The organism is Paraburkholderia caledonica NBRC 102488, assembly GCF_000685095.1.
Classification (GTDB): domain Bacteria; phylum Pseudomonadota; class Gammaproteobacteria; order Burkholderiales; family Burkholderiaceae; genus Paraburkholderia; species Paraburkholderia caledonica.
The window spans coordinates 94,117-116,355 of the sequence record NZ_BAYE01000015.1 but is presented as its reverse complement, the minus strand read 5'-3'; the positions used below and the strand labels follow the sequence as shown (position 1 = coordinate 116,355).

Here is a 22,239-nt window from a genome sequence, read left to right as displayed (position 1 = left end):
TCACTCCGACGCCCACGCGCGCGCGCCGACCAGCATACCGGTATGCGTCTGGGCGTCCCACCAGATCACGCGCAATAGCGGTGCCTGTTGCGCGATCAGCAAGGCCTGCACCGGATCGCTTTCCACGAAGTGCGTGACGCCGCCCGCGAGCGCCGCAGCCGCTTTGTGAGCGGCCGCACCGGCCGGGCTCTCGTCGTGCGTGCCGGGCGTGCGCATCACCAGTTGCATATGGCCGAAGCCGTGCCGCTCCAGCCACGCTTGTGTGCGCGCGCGGTCCATTTCAGGCCGGCCCGTGATGATCGTGCGAACGCGCTTGAGGTCGATGCCCGGCAGCACTTCGAACGGCAGCAGTGCATCGCGTTCGAGCAGTGCCGCGGCGAGATCTTCGTCGTAGCGCGCAAGCGGCACGTCGGGCAGCAGAATGCCGTCGAGGTCGATCGCATAAGTCGCGTAGTGGTGATCGTCTGCCATTGCCGGCGCATCGCCCGCCTCGACGCGCGCCCAGTCGTCGCGATAGCGCTCGGTGTAGGCCTGGCGTTCCCACGGGAATAGCGCGAAGTAGCCGCGCGCGTCGATTGCATAGTCTGGCTGCGTGCGGCTCAGGTCGTCGACGGCGCCCGTCAGCATCTTCACATCGAGGCCATGCTGTTCGAGGAACGCAAGGCAGTCCACCAGCGTAAAGCCGCGGCCCGCAATGTCTTCGCACAGCAGGACCTTCGAGCCGGCCGGCGGGATGGGCAGCGTCGAGTCCCACGCCACTGTGCGCGACGTGCGGTCATAGCGCAGGAACGCGACCGGCGCGCCGGCCGAGTGCGAAACCATCAGTGCGAGTGGAGCACCGCCACGCAGAATGCCGATTGCCATCGCAAAACCTTCGGCGAGCAACGCGGGTTGCAGCGATTCGATCCAGTGATCGAGTTGCTCATAGGTGAGGGGCAAAACCGGCTTGTTCATAACGCTCGTGAGGTCGCGCAACGCGTGTGGGAAAACCGCCGCCTGAAGCGCGACGCGCGTTGGCAGATAGGGCGGCGGTGGGCCTTCGTTTTTTCCTGCAACAAATTTTGACGATATTATGCATGCCGTTCAGCGATCGCGCGTCGGGGTGGCGCGTGTGACGGCAAACGCGGGGCGATGCGCCGCAAGAAAAACAACAGACCACGGAATAAAAGAGCAGATGACCAAAGTAACTGCAAGACTGCAACGCAGGTTTGGCGCGCAGGCACGCGCGCGGTGGGCGATGGGGTTGATGTTTGCGCTGACCGCCTGGAGCGTGCAGGCACAGACCGACGCGACGGCGCTCTCGCTCGACGTCTCCGGCAAAATCGGCAAGACGAACGACGCGGCGCACCGTTCATATCGCTTCGCCGAGGCGCAGCTGCTTGCGCTGCCGGCCCGCTCGATCACCACCGCCACGACGTGGACGCCGCGCTCCACCTTCACAGGACCGCTGCTCGCGGATATTCTGAAGACGGTTGGTGCGTACGGCACGCAGATTGAAATCCGCACGCTCGACGACTACACCTACACGGTCCCAGTATCGGATTGCGACCGCTACGGCGTGGTTGTGGCGTACAGCATGAACGGCCGGCGCCTGAAGATCAGCGACTTCGGGCCCCTGTTCCTCATCTATCCGCGCGACGCGTTCCCCGATGAACTCGCGGGCGCCTCGGGCGATTCCAAATTCGTATGGCAGATCAAGGCACTCATAGTCAAGTAACGCGCCGTCCGTGGCGCCGGGTTTTATATGTGCTGATCTGGCTCACCGCGCTCGCCGCGCCGGCTGGCGCGATCGGCTATCTGCTCTACGCGAACCTGCTCAATCCGGGCACGGCCGAGTCGCTGACAGGCTCGTACGACGGCTTCTATTGGGACGCGGCGCAACTGCAAATCGCCTACGCACGCTTCGAAAACCAGCTGTTGCTCTACCAGGCCGGCGTCGATGACGACTATCAGCGGCTCACGTTGCGCTATCAGTTGCTGCAGTCGAAACTGCACGTCATGGAAGGTTCCACGCTCAGGCTCACGACGCAAGTCGCGCTGGTGCAACGGCAACTCGACGAAATCCATGCGCTCGACCGCATGCTGACCGGCATGGCTCCCCAGGTCGCGTCACTGCCCAACGATCCCGGCGGGGTCAACCGGATCGTCGCGCAATTGCGCCAGCACTGGAACGAAGTGAACGATCTCGCGCTGAGCCGCCGTTTCGCCGATGTCGCCGACCGCGAAGCGATGAACCGCGATTACATCGACAAGCGCCGGCTGCTTTTTGCGGGCGGCATGATCCTGCTGCTGCTGTCCGCTGCCGCGACGCTGCTGCTCGTGGTGAATGGCCGGCGTCGCACGCGCCTCATGCATCAGCAGCACGCCGCGCTCGAAGCCGAGCACCAGGCGAGCCGTGCGGCGCGCGAGGCGAGCCTCGCGAAAGACGCGTTTCTCGGCATGATCAGTCACGAGCTGCGCACGCCGTTGCACGCGATTGTTTCGTCGATCGAATTGCTTGGCTTCAACTATCACTCGGAAGCCGACCGCAAGGTGATTCACCGGCTCGAGACCGCAGCGCGGCATCTCGAAGCGCAGATGAAGGACCTGACCGATTACGCGCGCCTCGGCGCGGGCAAGCTCGAACTGCGTCACGAGCATTTCGAGCCGCGCGAGCTGCTGGCGTCGATCGTCGACGAACATGCCATGTCCGCCGCCGCGCGCGGCCTCACGCTCGAGAGCGAGGCGAGCGGCGTGAGCGGGCTCGTCGATTCGGACCCGCACCGCATTCGCCAGATCGTCAATAACCTTGTTACCAACGCCATCCGTTATACGGAAACCGGCACGGTGCGCGTGAAGCTGATGCAGCGGCCGGCACTGCTGAGTTTCATAGTTAGCGACACGGGGCCGGGCGTGCCGCAGGCACAGATTCCACTGATCTTCGAAGAGTTCACGCAGCTGGACAGTTCGCGCACGCGCCGCTTTGAAGGCGCGGGCATGGGACTCGCGATCGTTCAGGGGCTCGTCAGGTTGTTCGGCGGCAGCGTTGAAGTGTCGAGCATGGTCGGCGAGGGCACCACTTTTACCGTGACCATTCCTGTCACGCCGGTCGCGTCTGCTCAGGCGCCCGGCGTCACTGCGCAGGCCGAGCCGGGCGGCGCGCGGCCCAGCGTGCTGATCGTCGACGATAACCGGCTGATGCGCGAGTCGCTCGGTGAAATGGTCGCGCATATGGAGTTCGACGCGCACGCGGTCGCCAATGCGGACGATGCTCTCGCGTGGCTCGATGCGCATCGTTGCGATGTCGTGCTGCTCGATCTGCACATGCCCGAACGCGACGGCTACGCGCTTCTCGCGGATCTGGCCGCGCGCGGCGGGCCGTCGTCGGAAGTACCGGTGATCGTGGTCAGCGCTTATGCGCCCGAGGCCGGCGCGAGGCCGGGTGGTGAGACACAGAACGGCGCGCTGCCGTTCTTCGAGGCGTTATTAAAGCCGATACATTACGGGGACCTGCGCAACGCGTTGCAGCGCGCGCTGGCTTCGCGACACACCGTCTAGAACAGCGCTGGCCGGTTCACGACCCGTTCATGGCCGGTTCAGCCGCTTGGACAGATCGGCCACCAGAATCGCCATGCGCGCTGGCTTTTCGTAGCAGGCGACGTCGTAGTTGCGGATTACCTGGCTGATCTCCGATTCGCTCGCCTTGCCGGTCAGCAATTCGCCGGTCAGCACGAAAATCGGCGCATCGGGATTTTCCGACGCGCGTACCGCGCGAATCGCGGCCGCCGATGTCTGCGTGCCGAACAGCCAGTCGATCACGATGCCGTCGAACACCTGGGTTTGCAGCTGTTCGGCGAAAGCCGAAAGGCCGTAGATCGCCACTGCGGTGAAGCCGCTGCGCTCGAGATAATCTCGCAGATTGTCGGCGCTCGCCTGATCGTCGTCGACAACGGCGATGGTCGGCTTGTCCGTTTCCGCGCGGCGCGGATAAATCTCGATCTTGTGGACTTCATACGCGCTTTGGTAGAGCGCGCCGTCGTGACGCGCGACGCGCCACTGGCCGAGCTTGGAGTACGCGACGAATTCCGGCCGGCTGCCCGGTTCGAGCGCGGCGCCGACCCAGGCGGTGCAAGGCAGCTCGATTGCGCCGATGCAGAACACGGCCTCCTGCGCAATCGCGCCGACCATGCCTGGGTCGAGCGATTGGGCGCCGAACAGTTGCGCAGCGGGCTCGCCGTACACCTCGGCGACCTTCTTGATTTGCGACAGGGTCCACGGGCTATTGCCGCGCAGCTTGCGGTGCCCCTGCGAAAAACTCAGATCGAGGATGCGGCAAAGTTCTGTGGTTTGCTGTCGCTTGCCGATTCCATGCCGGCTCATCAACTCGCGCACGCGCTCGGCGACTGCGATGGAGTCTGGTGAGTGTGTTTCGTTGGTCATACTGCGTGAAAATCCGCCGTCTTAAAGGGCTGTGGGGGCGATACGGCAGGCGTAGCGCGGCCGTGCATCATGGACACAAGGCAAAGCTGTACGCGGGGGACAGCAAATGTACCGTAAAAACATCCCGGTCAGGGTTTTTGTAAAGGCGCCGCTGGTTCTGTCAGGGAAAGCCGGAAATTCGACAGATTTAACGGTCGTACTCGCGCACCCGCTATGCGTAGCGCATAAAAACGTATTTTACCGGCGAAACCGGGCCGCATCCACCGAGCGCCCGGGCGACGTCAAGCCGCCGGCATCTTCGCAAGTTTCGTGGCGGAGTTCCGCAGGCCCTTAAAGATCCGCTCGGCGACCTTGCCCGGGAATCGCTCGGGCAATTCTGCCGCGACCTGTTCTATCACGTTGGGCGTCTGCCCGATCAGGCGCTCGATCAGCGGTTCGGCGCTCGCGCCATACGAGCACTTGAGCGCCATCGTGTTGAAGTGGCGCCGCTGCACGTCGCGAAAAGCGTCGTGCTTGCTGCGCGACCACATGCCCATTGCGAGGCGTGCCTTGAACCACGACCATTGGTTAGGGCCGTTTCCCTCCACCGGCCAGATAGACATGACATCGTAGAGTGGCGTCAGCCGGTATTGGCCGCCCGCCAGCAGGCGAATACTGAAGTTTTTCGCGTGGCCGTCCGGCGCGGCGAGCATCCAGAAGAGAATCTGGCTCGCGAGCAGCGTCTCGATGTCTTGCGCGGCCGTGACCGACTGCTGCAGCACGCGCGCCAGATCCAGCACGCCCGGACCTCCTTCGTTCTCGTACTTGAGATGCGAAGGCACACCGTACACCTGGCAAAAGTCTTCCTGAGGCAGGCGCAGCAGCCATTGCCCGCTCGAATGCAGTTGCCGGTCGAAACGCTCGACGCTCAGCACACGTTGCTTGCCAAACGTCACGATTTCCGTGTTCGCTACCGGCAAGCCGTAAGCGCGCAGTATGCGCAGGCACAACCATTCGTTTTCGACCGACGTGCTCAGATCCGCCAGCTTGTTGCCGACGAGTCCGAGCGGCAGCTTGAAGATATGGGTGGTGGGCGTGGCGCCGTGCGGCCGTTTCCATTGTTCGTCGTGCCACAGCAGCGCAGTTTTCTCCTGTGCGCCGGCAAGCGAAATGCGGAAATCGTCGATTTCCTCTGTCGCGCCGAGCGCGGGTGCGCTGACGGTGCGCGTCAGCATGGTCTCGATCTCGGCATCGGTCAGCGGCGTGCCCTCGATGCGGTCTACGCCCACCGGCGCATCGTCTTCGGGCAGCAACTGGACGGCGCCCACGCAGTCGCGGCCGATAGCTTGCAGCAGATCGAACGCGTCCAGCGTTTCAGTCCGGTAGCGCTGAGCGATACGCTTTCTGATGATGTCGCTGTCGGGCAGCAGGTTGTCGAAGTAGTTGAGCACCCGCGGCCCTTTGTGCGCGATGTTGCCGGGCATGAAAGGCAGTGAGAGCGACAGCGGCCGGCCGGCGGGCGAGCCGATCCAGGTGGCGTCGTAGGAAAATTCCATCGGACCGCGGGCCGGAAGGCGCCACACGCCGACGCGTTCGCCGTTCGCCCAGACGGAAAGCGCGCGTGAGTGAGTAGGGCGGGCCATGCTTACCATTCGGTGGAAAGCGCCGGCGCGGAGGCCGGCTGGTTCTTGTCGCGCAGCTGCAGCTGCAGCCCATAAGCACCGCACAGCGTTAGCAGCTGGGCGACGGTCAGCGCGGCCGCGTCGGTTTCCCACGCCGAAATGCGGCTTTGACTCACGCCCACTCGTGCGGCGGCTTCGGCCTGCGTAAGACCCGCTTGCCGGCGGCTTGCAGCCAGCAGTTGGGCAATTTGGTCTGGTGTGGCGATGAGATGGAGCATGGCAAAATATCCGTCAAACGAATAAATGCATTTTATTCGCCATGCGAATATCTGGCAAATATTCATGAGGCGAATAAGCGTAAAATATCTGCTAGGCGGATATCCGCAAATTATTTGTCTCGCAGATAAAACCACATCCCTTCTGAACTGCGCGGATCACGCGGTTGACGAGCGGCTCCCGCAGGGCTTCGGGCGCCGTCGCCATTGCGGACAATCGGTTCGCCTGCGAAGATTACGCTCGCACTTAAAACCACTCGCCCGATGACCACGACTTATCCGTTGCACGCCGGCTTCAGCGTCGCCGACCAACCGTTTCCCAAGCACGCCGACGTAGTCATTGCCGGTGCCGGCATCATGGGTTGCGCAGCCGCCTACTACCTTGCGCGGCGCGGGCTGTCCGTGGTCGTACTCGACAAGTCGCGCATCGCCGGCCAGCAGTCGTCCCGAGCCTGGGGTTTCGTGCGCCAGCAGGGGCGCGAATCCGCCGAAGTCCCGCTGATGATGGCGAGCATACCGTTGTGGGAAACGCTCGAGCGCGAGTTGAACTTCGACCTCGAATGGCGCCAGGGCGGCTGCCTTTATGTCGCGAGCAGCGAGGAGGACTGGACCTCCTTCCAGCAATGGATGGACGTCGCACGTGAACACGGGCTCGACACGCGTACGCTGGATCGAAAGCAGATCGATTCGGTGGTGACCGGCATGCAAGGCCAAGCGCTCGGCGGCCTCTATACGCCGAGCGACGGTCAGGCCGAGCCGCGCCGCGCCGCTGCCGCATTCGCGGCGCGGGCGCGGGAAGCGGGCGCGCTATTTTTTGAAGGCTGCGGCGTGCTCGGCGTGGAGCGCGCGGGCGGCGCGATTGCCGGCGTTGTCACGGAGCGCGGAACCATCCGCACGTCGCGTCTCATTTGCGCGGCCGGCGCGAGCAGCTGGCGTCTTCTGAAAACACTGGGCCTGGAATTGCCGCAGCAGGCGGTGCGCGGCACTTGCATGCGAACGAACCCAATGCCGCCCGTCACCGCGTCCACGTTCTGGGGGCACGGTCTGGGCGTGCGGCAACGCGCGAACGGGGCGATCAATCTCGCCGACGACATGCAGGTCGACGTCGACATGACGCTCGGCCATTTCCGCGCGCTGAAATGGTTTCTGCCCGAACTGTGGAGTCAGCGCCAGAAGTTCAGCTTTCATCTGAACGGCGCCTGCTTGCGGGACTTGCGCGACCGGCTGCCGGGCAGCGTGCCGCAGAGCGAGCGCGTGCTGCATCCGCGCGACCCGCATCCGCAGCCTAACGTGAGCCACGCGCCTCGCGCGCTTGCCAAACTGCGCGCGCTGTTTCCCGCGCTGAAGGACGCGCAGGTGGTCGAGTCGTGGGCGGGTCTGATCGACGTGCTGCCCGACGGGATTCCGGTGATCGACGCCCCGCCGCAGATCAGCGGTCTTACGATTGCCACCGGCTTTTGCGGCCATGGCTTCGCGATGGGACCTATCGTCGGCAAGCTGCTTGCGGAGCTGAACGACGGCGGGCAGGCGTCGCTGGATCTGTCGGCGTTTCGCCTGCAGCGTTTTTTCGACGGCACCATGCAGCGGCCTCGCAGCATGTTGTAAGCGCGTCTGCCGTCTTCGCGTCCCACACTTTTCATTGATCGCGTCAGCATGAACGAACCGACCCTGCGCCACGCCGGCGTGCCGTATCACACGCAATGGGGCAGCCCCGAATGGGTTCGCCATATCGTCGAGCAGAACGGCGATCCTTGCGACGACCCCGGCTGGCAGAAGAGCGGCTTTTCGGACCCGGAGCGCTACCGCTTCTGGGCCAAACGCCTGTGCGGTCTGACGTGCCTCGAATCCGCACTCGACCCCTGGCGTATCGAACATCCGCCGCGCGCTGCGCTGCTTGACGAAGCGCTTGCGCGCGGCGTGTATCGAATTCGCGACGACGGCGGCGTCGACGGTCTTATCTATCACCCGTTTGCGGCGTGGGTGCAGCAGGCGTTCGGGGTGCGCGTCGACGTACTGTCAGAGGCGACGCTCGAAGAAATCGCCTCGCGTCTGAATTCGCGGACGCTCGCCATTGTCTCCGTCAGCCCTGAGATCCGCTATCCGGAACGGCCCAATGAGCGCCGGGGCGGGCATCTGATTCTGCTGCACGGACGCGACGCGAACGGCGTGTGGTTCCACAATCCTTCGGGGATCGGGCCGCAACAGGCCGACGTGTATCTGCCGTTCGCGACAATGACGCGCTTTTACGCCGGCCGCGGAATGGTGCTTAGTGTGAGCGAGGGCTGAGGGCGAAGGCTGTAAAGCGAGCGTGGCAACGCGGGACGGCATGCGTAGCGGGCACAACCGGCGCAACCGCGCAGCGCCGCAGATGATCAGGCCCGTTTTCTGCTGTCACGCGTTGTATCGACATTGCGATACAGGACCCGATATGACCAGAATCCACGCCTTGCTCGCCGCGAGCCTCTTCGCCATCAGCGCCGTTACCGCGGCAAACGCCGCGACACAGGACGAACAGGCCAAGGCCTGTCGCGGCGACGCGATGCACTTCTGCGCCGCGGACATTCCTAACAAAGCGAAAATCACGGCCTGCATGAAGCAGCACGTCGACGAACTGAGCCCGCCGTGCCGCGCGATGTTCAAAGGCGGCAAAAAGTCCGGCGACAGCAGCGGGAATTCGGGCGCTGCGCAGTGAGTCCGCAGTGAGTCCGCTTTGAGCGAGCGGGACACGCCGGACACGCGCGAAGGGAAGGCCACGCGCGGAGTTGCAGCGCGGTCATGATGGCTACCTTCACGGTCACCGTCATCGCCATAGTCTTCGTGAGAGATCTCATTACGCGCTCTGAAGGCGGCGCGGCGTCGTAGAATCGCCTGTCTCCACTGCGACCAGACATCCGCTCATGACCCGTCCGACCACGCAGATTTTCGACGCCGCCGCGACCGCGCGGCTCACACCGTATGCCGCACTCGTCGACGCGTTGAAGCGCGCGAGCATCGAGTACGCGCAGCAACGCATAGCGAGTCCTGAGCGGCTTGTCGTGCCGCTGAATCAAGGCGGCATTTTGCTGTCGATGCCGGCAACCTCGCCGGATCTCGCAATCCACAAGCTCGTCAACGTGTGTCCCGGTAACGGGTCGCGCGGCTTGCCCACGATCCACGGCCAGGTGATGGCATTCGATGCCGACACTGGGGAAACGCTGTTCATCCTCGACGGCCCCACGGTCACGGGCCGCCGTACCGCGGCGATGTCGATGCTTGGCGTCCGGACATTTGCCGCGGCCACGCCCCGCGAATTCGTGCTGATCGGCACCGGCACGCAGGCGCTGAATCATCTGGAAGCGATAGGCGAGCTGTACCCGGACGCGCGCGTGTGGGTGAGGGGCAGTGCGCCGGCCCGCGCCGAAGCGTTTTGCGCCGCGCATCGCAGCAAGGCATTCGAAGTCCGGCCGCTTGCGGATCCGGATGCAGCGCTGCCCGAGTCGGTCGACACGGTCATTGCGCTGACCACGAGCCGGCAACCCGTCTATCAGGAGGCCCCGCGCGCGAGCCGCCTCGTGATCGGCGTCGGCGCCTTTACGCCCGAGATGGTCGAAATCGGCGCCCGGACGATCGCAAACAGCGCACTATTTGTCGACGACGAAGCCGGAGCAAAACACGAAGCCGGCGATTTCATCCAGGCAGGCGTAAATTGGAGCGACGTTCGGGGCATCGCGGCCGTGCTGGATAACTCAATGCCGCTGCCGGATCGAACGCCGATCGTTTTCAAAAGCGTCGGCTGTGCAGCGTGGGATCTGGCGGCGTGCCGGGTCGCGCGCGAGGCTTTGGCGGGCGGCTGAGCCAGGCACGGCGAGGCGGGCGCGGCGCATTCCGCACCGAGGGCACGAACGGCCGTTGCCAGGAGCCCAGGTGGACCGGCTGCTCCCACGGCCTACTCAGCCGCGGCAACGCTAATCGCATCAGGCTCGATAAGAAACCTCATTAAAACATAGGCTTGCCGGGGCACATTGGCATATTGCGCCAATGTGCGGCGCATGTTGCCGTGCAAACAATCGCAAAACGTTGCACCATAAGCCTTTGCCAGAAAAATGTGCCGATCAGCGCGCCGCGAGGCCGCGTGTTCACTTTTTCTGCCTTTGCCCCAGGCCTCGGCTTCAACGGCTCGTTGGCTCCTGGCAACGCTTTCTTTCTCACGACGCTGCGACCGCGCTATGACGACCCAACACGCTTCTGCGACTCCCGACCTTCCGCTCGACATGATCATCTTCGGCGGCACTGGCGATTTGTCGTTTCGCAAGCTGCTCCCCGCGCTTTACATGGCGCATCTGCACTGCAACCTGCCGCCGGAAACGCGCATCCTGACGATCGGGCGCAAGCCGTGGTCGCGCGAGGAGTACATCAACGAGTTCATGGAGCAGAAGGCCAAGCCCTTCATCGAAAAGAAAGCATTCGATGCCTCCGCGTGGGACAAATTTCTCGCGCTATTCGAATACGTGCGCATGGACGTCGACTCTCCAGAAGACTATCAGCGGCTGAAGGAAGTGTCGCGCGAAGGCGTGCGCCGCGTGTTCTATCTCGCGACGTCGCCCGATCTGTTCATGAACATTTGCGAGAACCTCTCGGGGGCGGGCCTCGTAGACGGCAACTCACGCGTCGTGCTCGAAAAGCCGCTCGGCCACGATCTGGCGTCCGCGCAGGAGATCAACACGGCGGTCGGCAAGCATTTCAGCGAAGCGCAGATCTACCGGATCGACCACTACCTCGGCAAGGAAACCGTGCAGAACCTGATGGTGCTGCGCTTCGGCAATCCGATTTTCGGCCCGCTGTGGCAGGCGCCCTATATCAAGCGCGTGCAGATCACGGTGGCCGAAACGGTCGGCGTGGGTAGCCGCGCGGGCTTCTACGACAAAACCGGCGCGCTGCGCGACATGGTGCAGAACCACCTGCTGCAACTGTTGTGCATCGTCGCAATGGAGCCGCCCGTGTCGCTCGACCCGGACGCGGTCCGCGACGAAAAGCTCAAGGTGCTGCGCTCGTTGCGGCCCATGACGCCCGAGGACATCGCCCGCGATACCGTGCGCGGCCAATACACCGCGGGTGCGGTAGACGGCGAGGCGGTGAAGGGCTATCTCCAGGAAGACAACGTGCCGGCCGGAAGCCGCGCGGAGACGTTCGTCGCGTTGCGCGCGCATATCAACAACTGGCGCTGGGCCAACGTGCCGTTCTTCCTGCGTACCGGCAAACGTATGCAGAAAAAGGTATCGGAGATCGTCATTGAATTCTCCGAACTGCCGTTCTCGATCATTCCGAGCGGCGGACGCAACTACGGCAACCGTCTCGTGATCCAGTTGCAGCCCGAAGAGTCGATCCAGTTGCAAATGCTCGCGAAGGAACCGGGCAGCGGCATGCACATGCTGCCGGTGAATCTGAACCTCGACTTGCAGCAGGCGTTCACCGAGCGTCGCGCGGAAGCCTACGAACGTCTGCTGATCGACGTGATTCGCGGACGCCTCACCCACTTCATGCGCCGCGACGAACTGGAAGCTGCGTGGGCGTGGGCCGAGCCGATTCTCGAAGGCTGGGCCAAGTCGGGCGAGCGGCCGCGTAACTACACTGCGGGTACGTTCGGGCCGGCTGCGTCGACGGCACTGATGGCGCGCGAGAATGCGGTGTGGGCGGAGGAGTCGCAGTAAGCGGTCTTTTCTGTCGCACCATGAAAGACGGCCCGCTGAATCAATGCGGGCCGTTTTACTTGTAGCGAACTGGCTTCAGGGCAACGAAATAGTCAGCGTGGCCGATTGCGGCCCCAGCTTGACCACCTGCGAATAGGGCGCCAATGTGCGCAATGTCTGATCGCGCAAGTACGTGTTCAGGCCGAGATAGGCGAGCAGTCCCACCAGCGCGAACACCGCGCCGATCGACCACAACGGCACTTCGCGCTTCAGACGATGCGCGACCTGATCGGGCAACGGCCAATGCGGTGCGAACGGCGCACGCTTGCCCTTCATGTGCGCGATTTCGTCGCCGATACGCGCGGTCAGATACGCAAGCTTCTCCGGCCCTTCCAGCAAATACTTGCCTTGAAAGCCGAGCAGCAGGCACATGTGGAACACTTCGAGCGATTGCAAACGAGCCGCGCCTTGCGCGCGGCATTCTTCTAGATACTGGAAGAATTTTTCGCCCGCGAGCTGCTCGCCGAACAGCACCAGTTGCAGCGGCCGCCGCTCCCATTCCGTGCGAATCTTGAACCTGGACGACAACACCGACTCGTCTATCGCCGCACAGAACGCAAACTTCGACGCGTAGACATCTTCGGCGGAGGCATTGAGCTTTTTCGCGCCGCGCTCGAAGTCGCCGAGGAACTGCTGAATGCGCTGGCTGAATTCGTGTGCTTCGCCAGGCTCGCGGCCGTTCTTCAACAGGAACAGCATGAAGAAGCCGTCGTACAGCAGGTCGAGTAGCGAACGGACCTGATAGCTCGGCTCGGTCGCCGGGGCGGGCGTCGCGGCAGGCGTGCTGCCGCCGAAAAGTGAAGGCGCGTAGCTCATGATGTAACCGCGATCAGTTCAAGTTGAAGATCGTTGATGCCCGAGGGCGCATAGATCATTGCGGATTGCGCTTGCAACATGCGCTCATACAGCGCGCCGCGCGGCTCGAAGGAGAAATAGCACGCGCCCGGCCGCACCGGAATGGCGGGCGGCACCTGCGGCGTGTAGACGAGCCGCACGCCCGGCATGGCCGAGAGCACGAGCTTGTCGACGTCGTCTGGCGCGCCGACCTTGAAGCGTGCCGGTACCGCTTCGACCAGTTCGGCGGTGGGCATGTCGGCGGATACCGCAATATAGAAGAGCGTCTTGTCGTCGATCTTGCCCGAGTCCAACCGCCCGGCATGGAACGACGGACGCACTTCTTCGAGCGCGATCGCGAAGTAGCGTGTGGAGATCACGGTTTCCAGCAGATCGCGCAGGATCATATCGAGCCGGGCGAAGCCGGGGCCCGGATCGTCGTGACGATAAGCCGGCAGATCGGACAGCGCATAGCCCTTGGAAAACGTCATCAACTGGCCGGCGAGGCGCAGCAACTCCTGAAACAGCCGCTCCGGATGCAGCGCCGAATGCTGATACAGATGTGCGAGCGACGCGAACGCCGCGCTCGCCGTGTGCAGCAGCCAGAACGACGCAATGTCGCCCGAACGGAACTCGATAATGTTCTTGGTCGGTTCGCGGTGAAAGCCGTATAGCGCGTTGACCTTGGCTTGCAACGCGTCGATCAGTTGACGCAGCCGGTGATGCAGAATCGGCGAAGCGTCGATTGCGAGGCACGGCGGCACGAAGCTGTCGTCGATTTCAAAGCCCGACGTAGCTGTGCGGCGCACCCGCACGAGCGGCACCGAAAGCAGTTGATCGCGCGGCTCGCTGTGCGCAATCAGCTTGACACTCGTCTTGAGGAAGGTGATGTCGGCTTCGGCGGCGTCGGTGAAATGATCGGCGACGGGGATCTGCTCACTGACGTAGCGCGCGACGAACCCCGCGTTGTTGTCGTGCGAATAGTTGGCGCCCGTTTCGCGCAATGGATGCAGCGCGAGATAAAACGTAAATTCGTTGATGCCGTCGGGCAACGTGTCCAACGCGATGGGCGGCGGCAGGTCGTCCGCTTGGGGCGCCGAATACAGTGCGCCGTCGGGAAACACCAGCGAAAGCTCGCTCACACGCAGCACATTGCTGCCAAGTGCGTCACGGTCCAAGCGCGCGGAACGCACGCCCCAGTTGTACGGCTGGATAGCCTGAATGGACTCGAACAGGCGCGCCTCGTGATAGGCGTCCTGACGCTGAAAATGCTGCGGCCTCAGAAACAGGCCTTCCCCCCAGAGCACTTTTGCGGAATAACTCATCTCAAACCTGTTATATGGGTTCAGCGTGCGGCGCGCCCGCAATCTGCCTATTCGGGCGCCGCATTGTTAATTCTCTTGAAAATGTTAAATCTCACTGCTTCCGCATCTTTCGCGGCTAGTTTTAACCGCAGCTAACAGCGGAAAGCATATTGAGCGGCTGCGCGGGCAATCCCTGTTCTGGCGGGATCACCGTGCCGTTGGTCACCGTCATTGCGCAGTTATGCAGGCCGATCATTATGCCGGATTTCTCCGACTTCGCCGGGTCGAAGGCGAATTTCCAACGCTGCATGGCCGGATCGCGGAATAGAGCGACGATACCGAAGGCTTGCGCTTCACGCGATACCTTTTCGGTAACAACGTAACGTTGGCCCGGGATCAGCGTAACTTCACGCACGCCCAGCAGATCGCCGCCGAGTATGGTCTTTTCCTTCGCCGGATCGGTAAATGCGTCGAATGGCGCCTGCTGGAATGAAGTGGGATCTTTCAATGTGTAAAGCCGCACCACCAGCGCAAATGGCCGCTTGTCATTCGCGGCATTCAGATTGGGCGCCGCATATAACGTGAGGCCGACATTGCGCGGCGGTTTTTGCGCGTCCGGCAAATCCGGCTTGCCGAGCCCGCTCGCCTGCAAAGCCGCGTTGGCAGCGGCTCCGAGCACAGTAACGCCTGCGGCGCACCCGCCTAGCGCGGCGCACAAGGCGCCGTTTGCAATCAATAGCGATGCATGGCGAACAAGACGCGAATTCATATACATCGACCGGCTGGCCGCCGTCCCCCGTCTAAACATCGATAACAAATGATTTCTGCAAAACTTCACCAACTAATGCCGCTTTCCGCCGTTTACTGCCGCGCGATGCCGCTTGCATGTAATGCCGCGCATACATTGGCTTTGCGCCCGGTGAGTGGCAAAATTTCCCGTTTCCCCGGCTGCCCCTATTGCGCCAGGAAACAATTTCTGCGTGCCTGGTTTTAAAGATCCATGCGTATTTTTTTCGTGCAATGCTTCTTCACATGAAAGTTGAATTATCGAAAATTGGCCTGTACTATACCCGCGCACTTGAAGCAAAGCAAAACTCCGGTTTCTCCATGAATTAAAAAATTCGCACGTCGGTGAAAAACGATGAATGACCGTCTGTTAGTAAAACTATCTGGGGTAGTGTTGGCATGCGGCGTGATGGCCGGTTGCGCGACACAAGGCAACAACACGGCGACCACACCGGAGGCTTTTAATAAGCAGCTCGCGGACGCAGATACTGTGGCGAAAGGCGGCGATCAGGATCGTGCTATCGCGCTTTATCAGCAGCTTTCAAAATCAGATCCGACGCGCGAAGAACCGTGGTCGCGCATTGCGCAGATCCAGTTTGCGCAAGCTCATTACGGTCAGGCTATCGTCGCCGCGCAAGAGGCGCTGCAGCGCGACCAGACCGACCGGCAGGCAAAGAGCGTACTGGCCGTGGCAGGTCTGCGCGTTGCCACTCAATCGCTCGGCGAATTGCGTCAGGACGCGTCGCTCGCGGGCGACGCAAAGTCAGACGCGCAAGCGCTCGCCAGGCAGTTGCGCGACACGCTGGGCGAAGCCACGCTGTTCCCGCCTGACCCGAGCGACAAGACGCCTGCAAAGAAAAAGCGCGTGATTCGCCGCGTCGCGAAGAGCAAGACAGTGGAGGCGCCGGAAGCGAGCACCACGGCAGCGGCTCCGGCCGCTACGCCGGCGGCCCCGGCGGCGCCTGCCCCGGCAGCGCCCGCAGCGCCCGCCAAGGCCGCGCAAAGCGGCGGCGCGTCAGATCCGTTCAGCGCGCTGCGCTGATCTCCACGTCTCACCATCAGCATTCGGGAGCCGACGATGGCGAAGAAAGAAAGCATACAAAAACGCTTGCAAAAAGTGCGGCCGCCCCGCGTGCAGCTCACCTATGAGGTCGAGCGCGGCGATGCGATCGAGGTGAAAGAGCTGCCGTTCGTCGTCGGCGTGGTGGCCGATCTGGCGGGGCAATCCGAAGTCGATCAGCCGAAGCTTCGCGATCGCAAGTTCGTCAATATCGACCGCGACAATTTCGACGACGTGATGAAGGCGATCGAGCCGCGCGCTGCGTTCCAGGTGGAGAACCGCCTGAGCGAAGCCGGCGGAAAATTTGCCGTGGATCTGCGTTTCAAGTCGATGGCCGATTTCAATCCGGACGAAGTGGTCGCGCAAATCGAGCCGCTGCGGCGTCTGCTCGAAGCACGTTCGAAGCTCGCGGATCTGCGCAACAAGCTCGCCGGCAACGACAAGCTCGAAGATCTGCTTTCCGAAGTGCTCAACAACACGCAACAGTTGCAAACCCTGGCGAAAGATCAGGGCAATGCGGCGGACCAGAACGGCGGCGCGCCGGACCACGACAAGCAAGGCGAATAAGTACGGGGTGTGAGATGAACCAGCAAACAGCAGCAGCCCAACTCGCTACTGCGCAAAGCGGTCCGGAATCCACGCTGCTCGACGAGATCGTCGAGAAAAGCCGCGTGGCGAAGTCCGATTCCGAACATGCGCGTGCGAAAGACCTGATCGGCGAACTCGTGCACCAGGTGCTCGACGGCACCGTGGTCGTCTCCGACAACCTGTCGGCAACGATCGACGCACGCGTTGCGGAACTCGACCGCCTCATCTCCGCGCAGTTGAGCGCGGTGATGCACGCACCCGAATTCCAGCGCATGGAAAGCACCTGGCGCGGTCTGGACTATCTGTGCAAGGAAAGCAACACCGGCGCGACGGTCAAGATCAAGGCGCTGCATGCGCCCAAGCGCGATCTCGTGCGTGACTTCAAGACCGCGATCGAATTCGATCAAAGTGCGCTCTTCAAGAAGATCTACGAAGAAGAATTCGGCACATTCGGCGGCTCGCCCTTCGGCGCGATCATCGGCGATTTCGAGGTCACGCGTCAGCCCGAAGACGTCTATTTCATCGAGCAGATGTCGCATGTCGCGGCGGCCGCGCATGCGCCGTTTATCGCTTCGGCGTCGCCCGAATTGCTGGGCCTCGAAACGTTTGCCGATCTCGGCAAGCCGCGCGACCTGGGCAAGGTGTTCGACACGGTCGAATACGCGAAGTGGAAGTCGTTCCGCGACTCCGAAGATTCGCGGTATGTGGGCCTCACGCTGCCGCGCTTTCTTGGCCGCCTGCCGTTCAATCCTAAAGACGGCGCCACGGCAGAAGGCTTCAACTTTGTCGAAGACGTCGACGGCACCGATCACAGCAAGTACTTGTGGTGCAACGCGGCGTGGGCGTTCGCTGCGCGCCTCACGGCTGCATTCGACGATTTCGGCTGGTGTGCCGCTATTCGCGGCGTGGAAGGCGGTGGTCTGGTGGAAGATCTGCCGACTCACACCTTCAAGACCGACGACGGTGAAGTTGCGCTCAAATGCCCGACCGAAATCGCGATTACCGATCGCCGGGAAAAAGAGTTGAGCGACCTGGGTTTCATTCCGCTCGTGCATTGCAAGAACTCCGACTACGCCGCGTTCTTCGCCGCGCAATCGGTGCAGAAGCCCAAGAAGTACAGCACCGACAGCGCAAATGCGAATGCCGTTCTGTCCGCGCAATTGCAGTACATCTTCTCGGTATCGCGCGTTGCGCACTACCTGAAGGCAATGATGCGCGACAAGATCGGCAGCTTTGCATCGGCGCAGAACGTCGAGGTCTTTCTCAATCGCTGGATCTCGCAGTACGTGCTGCTGGATGACAACGCAACTCAGGAACAGAAAGCGCAGTTCCCGTTGCGCGAAGCATCCATTCAGGTCTCGGAGATTCCGGGCAAGCCAGGCGCATATCGCTCGGTTGCTTTCCTGCGCCCGCATTTCCAGCTCGACGAACTGTCGATCTCCTTGCGGCTCGTCGCCGACCTGCCGAAACCGGCCAATTCATAAACGAAGTCAGAAAACCCGGGCCGGCCGCCCGGGTTAGCTGTTAAAACCACCTCTTTGGGGAGTCGATGAGTTATGAAGGACATCTATTTAAAATTCGGCAATCCGGCGATCAAAGGCGAGTCTGCCGATAAAGATCACGCTGGCTGGATCGAAATCGATTCGTGGAGCCACTCGATCACGCAACCGCGCTCGGCCACGGCTTCGACCGCAGGCGGCCACACGTCCGAGCGTTGCGAACACGCGGACATGCAGTTTACGAAAGACATCGACGTAGTCAGCCCGCTGATCTATCAGCACGCATCGGGCGGCACGACGTTCGACGAAGTCACCATCGACTTCATGCGTTCGGACGGCGAAGGCAATCGCATCAAGTACCTCGAAGTAAAGCTGAAGTACGTGATCATTTCGAGCGTGACGCCGAGCGTCGTCGGCGAAGGTCTGCCCACCGAACAGTTCTCGCTGAAGTACGCTGCCGTGCAGTGGAAGTACACGCAGCAGAAGATTGGCGGCAATCAGGGCGGCAACGCGCAGGGCGCGTGGAGCCTGACGAAGAACGACAAGACGTACGCGGTCTGATGCATGGGCGCACGCCGCGCGCGGCCCCGCGAGGGCTGCAGCGCAAGGCGTGCGCACTGCATCTAACCGCTTCTTCGGACGCCGATGAAACGCTTCGAACCCAGCTTTCTCGACAAGCTGTTCGACGACGAACCGCATCTGCCGGCTTCACCGGCGATGCGGCAATTGTCGTTGGAGGAGCTAAAGGGCACTGTCGCGCGAGACGTCGAAGCGATACTGAACACGCGTATCGCGCTGACCGAGCATGAGCTCGCGGCTTTGCCCGAATGTCAGCGCTCCGTGCTCACGTATGGCTTGAACGACTTCGCAGGACTGAGTCTGGCGAGTCACTATGACCGCACGTTCATCTGCAAATCGATTCAACAGGCAATTGCGCGGCATGAGCCGCGCTTACAGCAGGTATCTGTCACGCTCGAACTGAACGAACAATCGACCAACGCGCTGAACTTCGCAATTCAGGCGCTGCTGGTCGTTCATCCGGCAGAAGAACCGGTGAGTTTCGACGCGATGTTGCAGCCGTCCACATTGCAATACTCGGTGACGCGCGCACGCGCAAAATTGTAGACGCTGTTTTTAGCTTGATACCGCTTGGCTTCAATGCCGCTTTTCCGCCGCCGCCACGCGCACCGGTGGCAGTAGTGAAGCGGAGAAGGTTCGGGTCCGGGGATTAGATCGATGGAAGAATTGCTGCCGTATTACGAGCGCGAGCTGTCATTTTTGCGGCGCTATTCGCGCGACTTCGCGGAGCGCTACCCGAAGATCGCCGCGCGTCTTGCGATGTCGGGCGAGCACTGCGAGGACCCGCATGTCGAGCGAATGATCGAGTCGTTCGCGCTGCTCGGTGCGCGTATCAACAAGAAGCTCGACGACGATTATCCCGAGTTCACCGAAGCGCTGCTCGAAGTGCTGTATCCGCATTATCTGCGGCCATTTCCATCTTGTTCGATTGCGCAATTGGGCAACTCCGCCGCATTGAGTCATCTGACGGAACCGGTCACGATCGAACGCGGTACTGAACTGAAGTCGCGGCCCATTCGCGGCGTGCAATGCCGTTTCCGGACCGCGTACGACGTCACGCTCGCACCGGTCCGTATCTCCGAGGCGAAGTACACGTCAGTCGCAATGGCCCCCAGCGCGACCGTGTTACCCGGCAATGCGACCGCAATCGTGTCGATCACCTTCGAATCCACCGCCGCGCAACTCGATCTGTCCGCGTTGAAAGTCGGTACATTGCGCGCGCATCTGCACGGCGAGCAGTCGTTCATTGCGGCGCTCGCCGACTGCCTGTTCGTCAATGCAATGGCTTCATATGTCGAAGCCGACCGGCGCGGCGTATGGACGCAACTGCGTGCATCGCCGCTCGCGCAGGCGGGCTTTGACGAACAGGACGCGCTGATCGACTATCCGGCCAAGTCCCATCCGGCTTATCGGCTCCTTACCGAATACTTTGCATTCCCGGAAAAATTCAATTTCGCCGACTTCGATCTGACCGCAATGACGCGCGCGACAGGCCGTTGCCAACGCCTGACACTGCATGTCGTGCTGAAAGAAGTGCGCAGCGATTCGCATGTCGCCAGGCTTCTCGACGCTTTGTCGGCGCATCATTTCCGTCTCTTTTGCACTCCGGTGGTGAATCTGTTCGAACAGCACGGCGAACCGATTCGCGTGACCCATCAGGCGGTCTCGTACCCGGTGATCGCTGAAGCGCGCCGCGCATTTGCCTATGAGGTTTATTCGATCGATTCGGTAAAGCTCGTCAGGCAACAGGCGCACCAGGAGTCGGTCACCGAATTCAGGCCGTTCTATTCGCTGCATCACGGCGAAGCGGCACGCGCCGGGCACTACTGGTTTGCGCGCCGCAACGATTGGGTCGCGCAAAAGAGCCCAGGCTACGAGACCGAGATCTCGATTGTCGATATCGACTTTGAACCGGCGGCGCCGCAAACCGACACGTTGAGTCTCGATCTGACCTGTACGAACCGCGACTTGCCAGCGGGCCTCGCCGTAGGTCTGGAAGGCGGCGATCTCTTTCTCGAAGGCGGGTCGCTGACGGGCAGCATTACGATGTTGCGCCGGCCTACGCCGAGCGTGCGTTTCGAACGCGGTCGGGCCGCGCATTGGCGGCTCATTTCGCATCTTGCGCTGAACCATGTGTCGCTCGCGAATAGCGGGCTTTCCGCACTGAAGGAAATGCTGGTGCTCTACGATTTGCGGCGCACGGCGGTGTCGGCGCGGCATATCGACGGTCTTGTCGGGATCGAGCAGCGCGCGGCCGTGCAATGGCTGCCCGGCAAACCGTTCGCGACGTTCGTGCGCGGCATCGAGATTCGCTTGACCATCGACGAAGAACATTTTGTCGGCACGAGTCTCGCGTCTTTCGTGCGCGTGATCGACACATTCTTTGGGCTGTACGTACATCTGAACAGCTTTGTGCAACTGGTCGTCGTGTCGAAGCGCACTGGCGAGGAGATCTTGCGATGCAAACCGCGCAGCGGCGAATCGATCCTGGCGTAGTCGAGCAGCTTCTCGACGAACCACATCGCTTTGAATTTTTTCAGGCGGTGCGGCTGTTCGAAAAGTGGTTCGCTCAACAATCGCCGTCTGACACCGGACGTTCCGGCGATATTGTCGCGCAGCGCATTGCCTTTCGCAATTCGCTGTCCATGTCGTTCCCGCCGAGCGAGATCCACGATGCGCAATCGTACAACGAAGAAGGCACTGCGCTGAAGGAAAAGGCACAGCGTACGGCAGCGCTCGAAGACGGCTCGCTCGAAAAAGTGGACATCACGCCGGCATTTTTCGGCTTGCTCGGCGGGCAGGGTGCGTTGCCCCTGCACTACACCGAGCAGATCATCGCCCGTGAACAGATCAAGCGCGACCGCGCCGCGCGCGAATTCTTCGATGTGTTTTCCAATCGCGCCACCGCGCTTTTTTACGCGGCCTGGAAGAAGTACCGCTTGCCGTTTCATTACGAACTGGATCGCGACGAACGCTACTTGCCATTGCTGCTTGCGCTCGCGGGCGTTGCGGACAACGACACCCGCACCAGTCTGCAAACTGGCGAGGGCGCGCTATTCGACGAAGCGATTGCCGGCTATGCGCTGCCCGCGCGACACAGGCCGGTGTCGGCAGCCTATTTGCAACGCACGTTGTCCGAATACTTCAAGGTGCCGGTGCGTGTCGAGCAGTTCGTCGGCAAATGGTATGACGTGCCGCGCGATCAATTGACCCTGCTCGGCAGCGTCAACGCAACACTTGGCGCAACGGCGCTCGCCGGTGAGCGCGTCTGGCAGCGCGACATGCGCGCGCGGCTCGTGATCGGACCGCTCGATAAAGCTGACTACGAGGCTTTTCTGCCCGGTGCGGACCGCGCGGTTGCGCTGGAACGCATGCTTACGCTGCTGGCAGGCATCACGCTCGAATACGAAGTGGCGCTAGTGCTGCGCCGCGAGGCAGTGGGCCCGACGCTTCTCAGTGAGAGCGCACGCCTCGGTTGGGACGCGTTTCTTTGTACACGCGACGCCGAGCGCGACCGCATGGATGCGCGTTACGAACTGCACGTGATTCACTGACCATAACGATAGAA

The 22,239-nt window shown here is 62.0% G+C and carries 21 protein-coding genes; 14 read left to right on the top strand and 7 right to left on the bottom strand.

What is annotated here, in order from left to right:
- On the bottom strand, nucleotides 1–954 hold the full coding sequence (locus BCA01S_RS25680; protein ID WP_027779380.1) for a phosphoribosyltransferase: 954 nt from the start codon (nucleotides 952–954) through the stop codon (nucleotides 1–3).
- Nucleotides 955–1,174: 220 nt separating this feature from the next.
- Between BCA01S_RS25680 and BCA01S_RS25675 the strand changes: the two genes are divergently transcribed.
- Together BCA01S_RS25675 and BCA01S_RS25670 are read left to right on the top strand one after the other, a co-directional pair.
- On the top strand, nucleotides 1,175–1,717 hold the full coding sequence (locus BCA01S_RS25675) for a putative pterin-binding protein (RefSeq protein ID WP_027779379.1): 543 nt from the start codon (nucleotides 1,175–1,177) through the stop codon (nucleotides 1,715–1,717).
- Nucleotides 1,687–3,537 carry an ATP-binding response regulator gene (locus BCA01S_RS25670; RefSeq protein WP_027779378.1) on the top strand — a complete coding sequence of 617 codons (1,851 nt, stop codon included), beginning with the start codon at nucleotides 1,687–1,689 and terminating at the stop codon, nucleotides 3,535–3,537. Before BCA01S_RS25675 ends, BCA01S_RS25670 begins: the two co-directional genes overlap by 31 nt.
- Nucleotides 3,538–3,564: 27 nt before the next feature.
- On the opposite strand, the gene BCA01S_RS25665 is transcribed toward BCA01S_RS25670, so the two are convergent.
- The 3 genes from BCA01S_RS25665 to BCA01S_RS25655 form a co-directional block, all read right to left on the bottom strand.
- Nucleotides 3,565–4,419 (bottom strand): helix-turn-helix domain-containing protein, encoded by an 855-nt coding sequence (locus tag BCA01S_RS25665; protein ID WP_027779377.1) that lies wholly within the window; start codon nucleotides 4,417–4,419, stop codon nucleotides 3,565–3,567.
- Nucleotides 4,420–4,700: 281 nt separating this feature from the next.
- Entirely contained in the window at nucleotides 4,701–6,041 is a 1,341-nt protein-coding gene (locus BCA01S_RS25660) for a type II toxin-antitoxin system HipA family toxin (protein ID WP_027779376.1), read from the bottom strand.
- Nucleotides 6,042–6,043: 2 nt separating this feature from the next.
- Nucleotides 6,044–6,298, bottom strand: a complete 255-nt coding sequence (locus BCA01S_RS25655; protein ID WP_027779375.1) for a helix-turn-helix domain-containing protein — start codon at nucleotides 6,296–6,298, stop codon at nucleotides 6,044–6,046.
- A gap of 261 nt (nucleotides 6,299–6,559) precedes the next feature.
- Here BCA01S_RS25655 and BCA01S_RS25650 point away from each other — a divergent pair, with 261 nt between their 5' ends.
- From BCA01S_RS25650 to zwf, 5 genes are all read left to right on the top strand, one after another.
- A complete protein-coding gene (locus BCA01S_RS25650) occupies nucleotides 6,560–7,900 on the top strand; it encodes an NAD(P)/FAD-dependent oxidoreductase (RefSeq protein ID WP_027779374.1) in 1,341 nt (446 codons plus the stop codon).
- 48 nt (nucleotides 7,901–7,948) lie between these two features.
- On the top strand, nucleotides 7,949–8,581 hold the full coding sequence (locus BCA01S_RS25645) for a C39 family peptidase (RefSeq protein ID WP_027779373.1): 633 nt from the start codon (nucleotides 7,949–7,951) through the stop codon (nucleotides 8,579–8,581).
- A gap of 142 nt (nucleotides 8,582–8,723) precedes the next feature.
- Complete coding sequence (locus BCA01S_RS25640; RefSeq protein WP_027779372.1) at nucleotides 8,724–8,987, top strand: hypothetical protein; 264 nt, start codon at nucleotides 8,724–8,726, stop codon at nucleotides 8,985–8,987.
- 205 nt (nucleotides 8,988–9,192) lie between these two features.
- Nucleotides 9,193–10,128 carry a bifunctional Delta(1)-pyrroline-2-carboxylate/Delta(1)-piperideine-2-carboxylate reductase gene (lhpI, locus tag BCA01S_RS25635; RefSeq protein WP_027779371.1) on the top strand — a complete coding sequence of 312 codons (936 nt, stop codon included), beginning with the start codon at nucleotides 9,193–9,195 and terminating at the stop codon, nucleotides 10,126–10,128.
- 372 nt (nucleotides 10,129–10,500) lie between these two features.
- Nucleotides 10,501–11,982, top strand: a complete 1,482-nt coding sequence (gene zwf, locus BCA01S_RS25630; RefSeq protein ID WP_027779370.1) for a glucose-6-phosphate dehydrogenase — start codon at nucleotides 10,501–10,503, stop codon at nucleotides 11,980–11,982.
- A 75-nt stretch (nucleotides 11,983–12,057) separates the two neighbouring features.
- On the opposite strand, the gene icmH is transcribed toward zwf, so the two are convergent.
- The 3 genes from icmH to tssJ form a co-directional block, all read right to left on the bottom strand.
- Complete coding sequence (gene icmH, locus BCA01S_RS25625) at nucleotides 12,058–12,837, bottom strand: type IVB secretion system protein IcmH/DotU (RefSeq protein ID WP_027779369.1); 780 nt, start codon at nucleotides 12,835–12,837, stop codon at nucleotides 12,058–12,060.
- Nucleotides 12,834–14,180 (bottom strand): type VI secretion system baseplate subunit TssK, encoded by a 1,347-nt coding sequence (gene tssK, locus BCA01S_RS25620; protein ID WP_027779368.1) that lies wholly within the window; start codon nucleotides 14,178–14,180, stop codon nucleotides 12,834–12,836. The genes icmH and tssK overlap by 4 nt, the downstream gene beginning before the upstream one ends.
- A 121-nt stretch (nucleotides 14,181–14,301) precedes the next feature.
- Entirely contained in the window at nucleotides 14,302–14,928 is a 627-nt protein-coding gene (gene tssJ, locus BCA01S_RS25615) for a type VI secretion system lipoprotein TssJ (protein ID WP_027779367.1), read from the bottom strand.
- A gap of 372 nt (nucleotides 14,929–15,300) precedes the next feature.
- Between tssJ and BCA01S_RS25610 the strand changes: the two genes are divergently transcribed.
- The 7 genes from BCA01S_RS25610 to tssG all read left to right on the top strand — a co-directional run bounded on the left by BCA01S_RS25610 (nucleotide 15,301) and on the right by tssG (nucleotide 22,225).
- Entirely contained in the window at nucleotides 15,301–15,987 is a 687-nt protein-coding gene (locus BCA01S_RS25610; protein ID WP_062860193.1) for a tetratricopeptide repeat protein, read from the top strand.
- A gap of 36 nt (nucleotides 15,988–16,023) precedes the next feature.
- Nucleotides 16,024–16,572 carry a type VI secretion system contractile sheath small subunit gene (gene tssB / locus BCA01S_RS25605; protein ID WP_027779365.1) on the top strand — a complete coding sequence of 183 codons (549 nt, stop codon included), beginning with the start codon at nucleotides 16,024–16,026 and terminating at the stop codon, nucleotides 16,570–16,572.
- A 14-nt stretch (nucleotides 16,573–16,586) separates the two neighbouring features.
- Nucleotides 16,587–18,077, top strand: a complete 1,491-nt coding sequence (gene tssC, locus BCA01S_RS25600) for a type VI secretion system contractile sheath large subunit (RefSeq protein ID WP_027779364.1) — start codon at nucleotides 16,587–16,589, stop codon at nucleotides 18,075–18,077.
- Between the two features lie 72 nt (nucleotides 18,078–18,149).
- On the top strand, nucleotides 18,150–18,653 hold the full coding sequence (locus BCA01S_RS25595) for an Hcp family type VI secretion system effector (RefSeq protein WP_020070381.1): 504 nt from the start codon (nucleotides 18,150–18,152) through the stop codon (nucleotides 18,651–18,653).
- An 84-nt stretch (nucleotides 18,654–18,737) separates the two neighbouring features.
- Nucleotides 18,738–19,217, top strand: coding sequence for a type VI secretion system baseplate subunit TssE (gene tssE, locus BCA01S_RS25590; RefSeq protein WP_020070382.1), 480 nt, complete (start codon nucleotides 18,738–18,740; stop codon nucleotides 19,215–19,217).
- A 111-nt stretch (nucleotides 19,218–19,328) separates the two neighbouring features.
- The gene (gene tssF, locus BCA01S_RS25585) at nucleotides 19,329–21,167 is read left to right on the top strand and encodes a type VI secretion system baseplate subunit TssF (protein ID WP_027779363.1); all 1,839 of its coding nucleotides are present in this window, start codon (nucleotides 19,329–19,331) and stop codon (nucleotides 21,165–21,167) included.
- Entirely contained in the window at nucleotides 21,131–22,225 is a 1,095-nt protein-coding gene (tssG, locus tag BCA01S_RS25580) for a type VI secretion system baseplate subunit TssG (protein WP_027779362.1), read from the top strand. Before tssF ends, tssG begins: the two co-directional genes overlap by 37 nt.
- The last annotated feature ends 14 nt before the right edge of the window (nucleotides 22,226–22,239 follow it).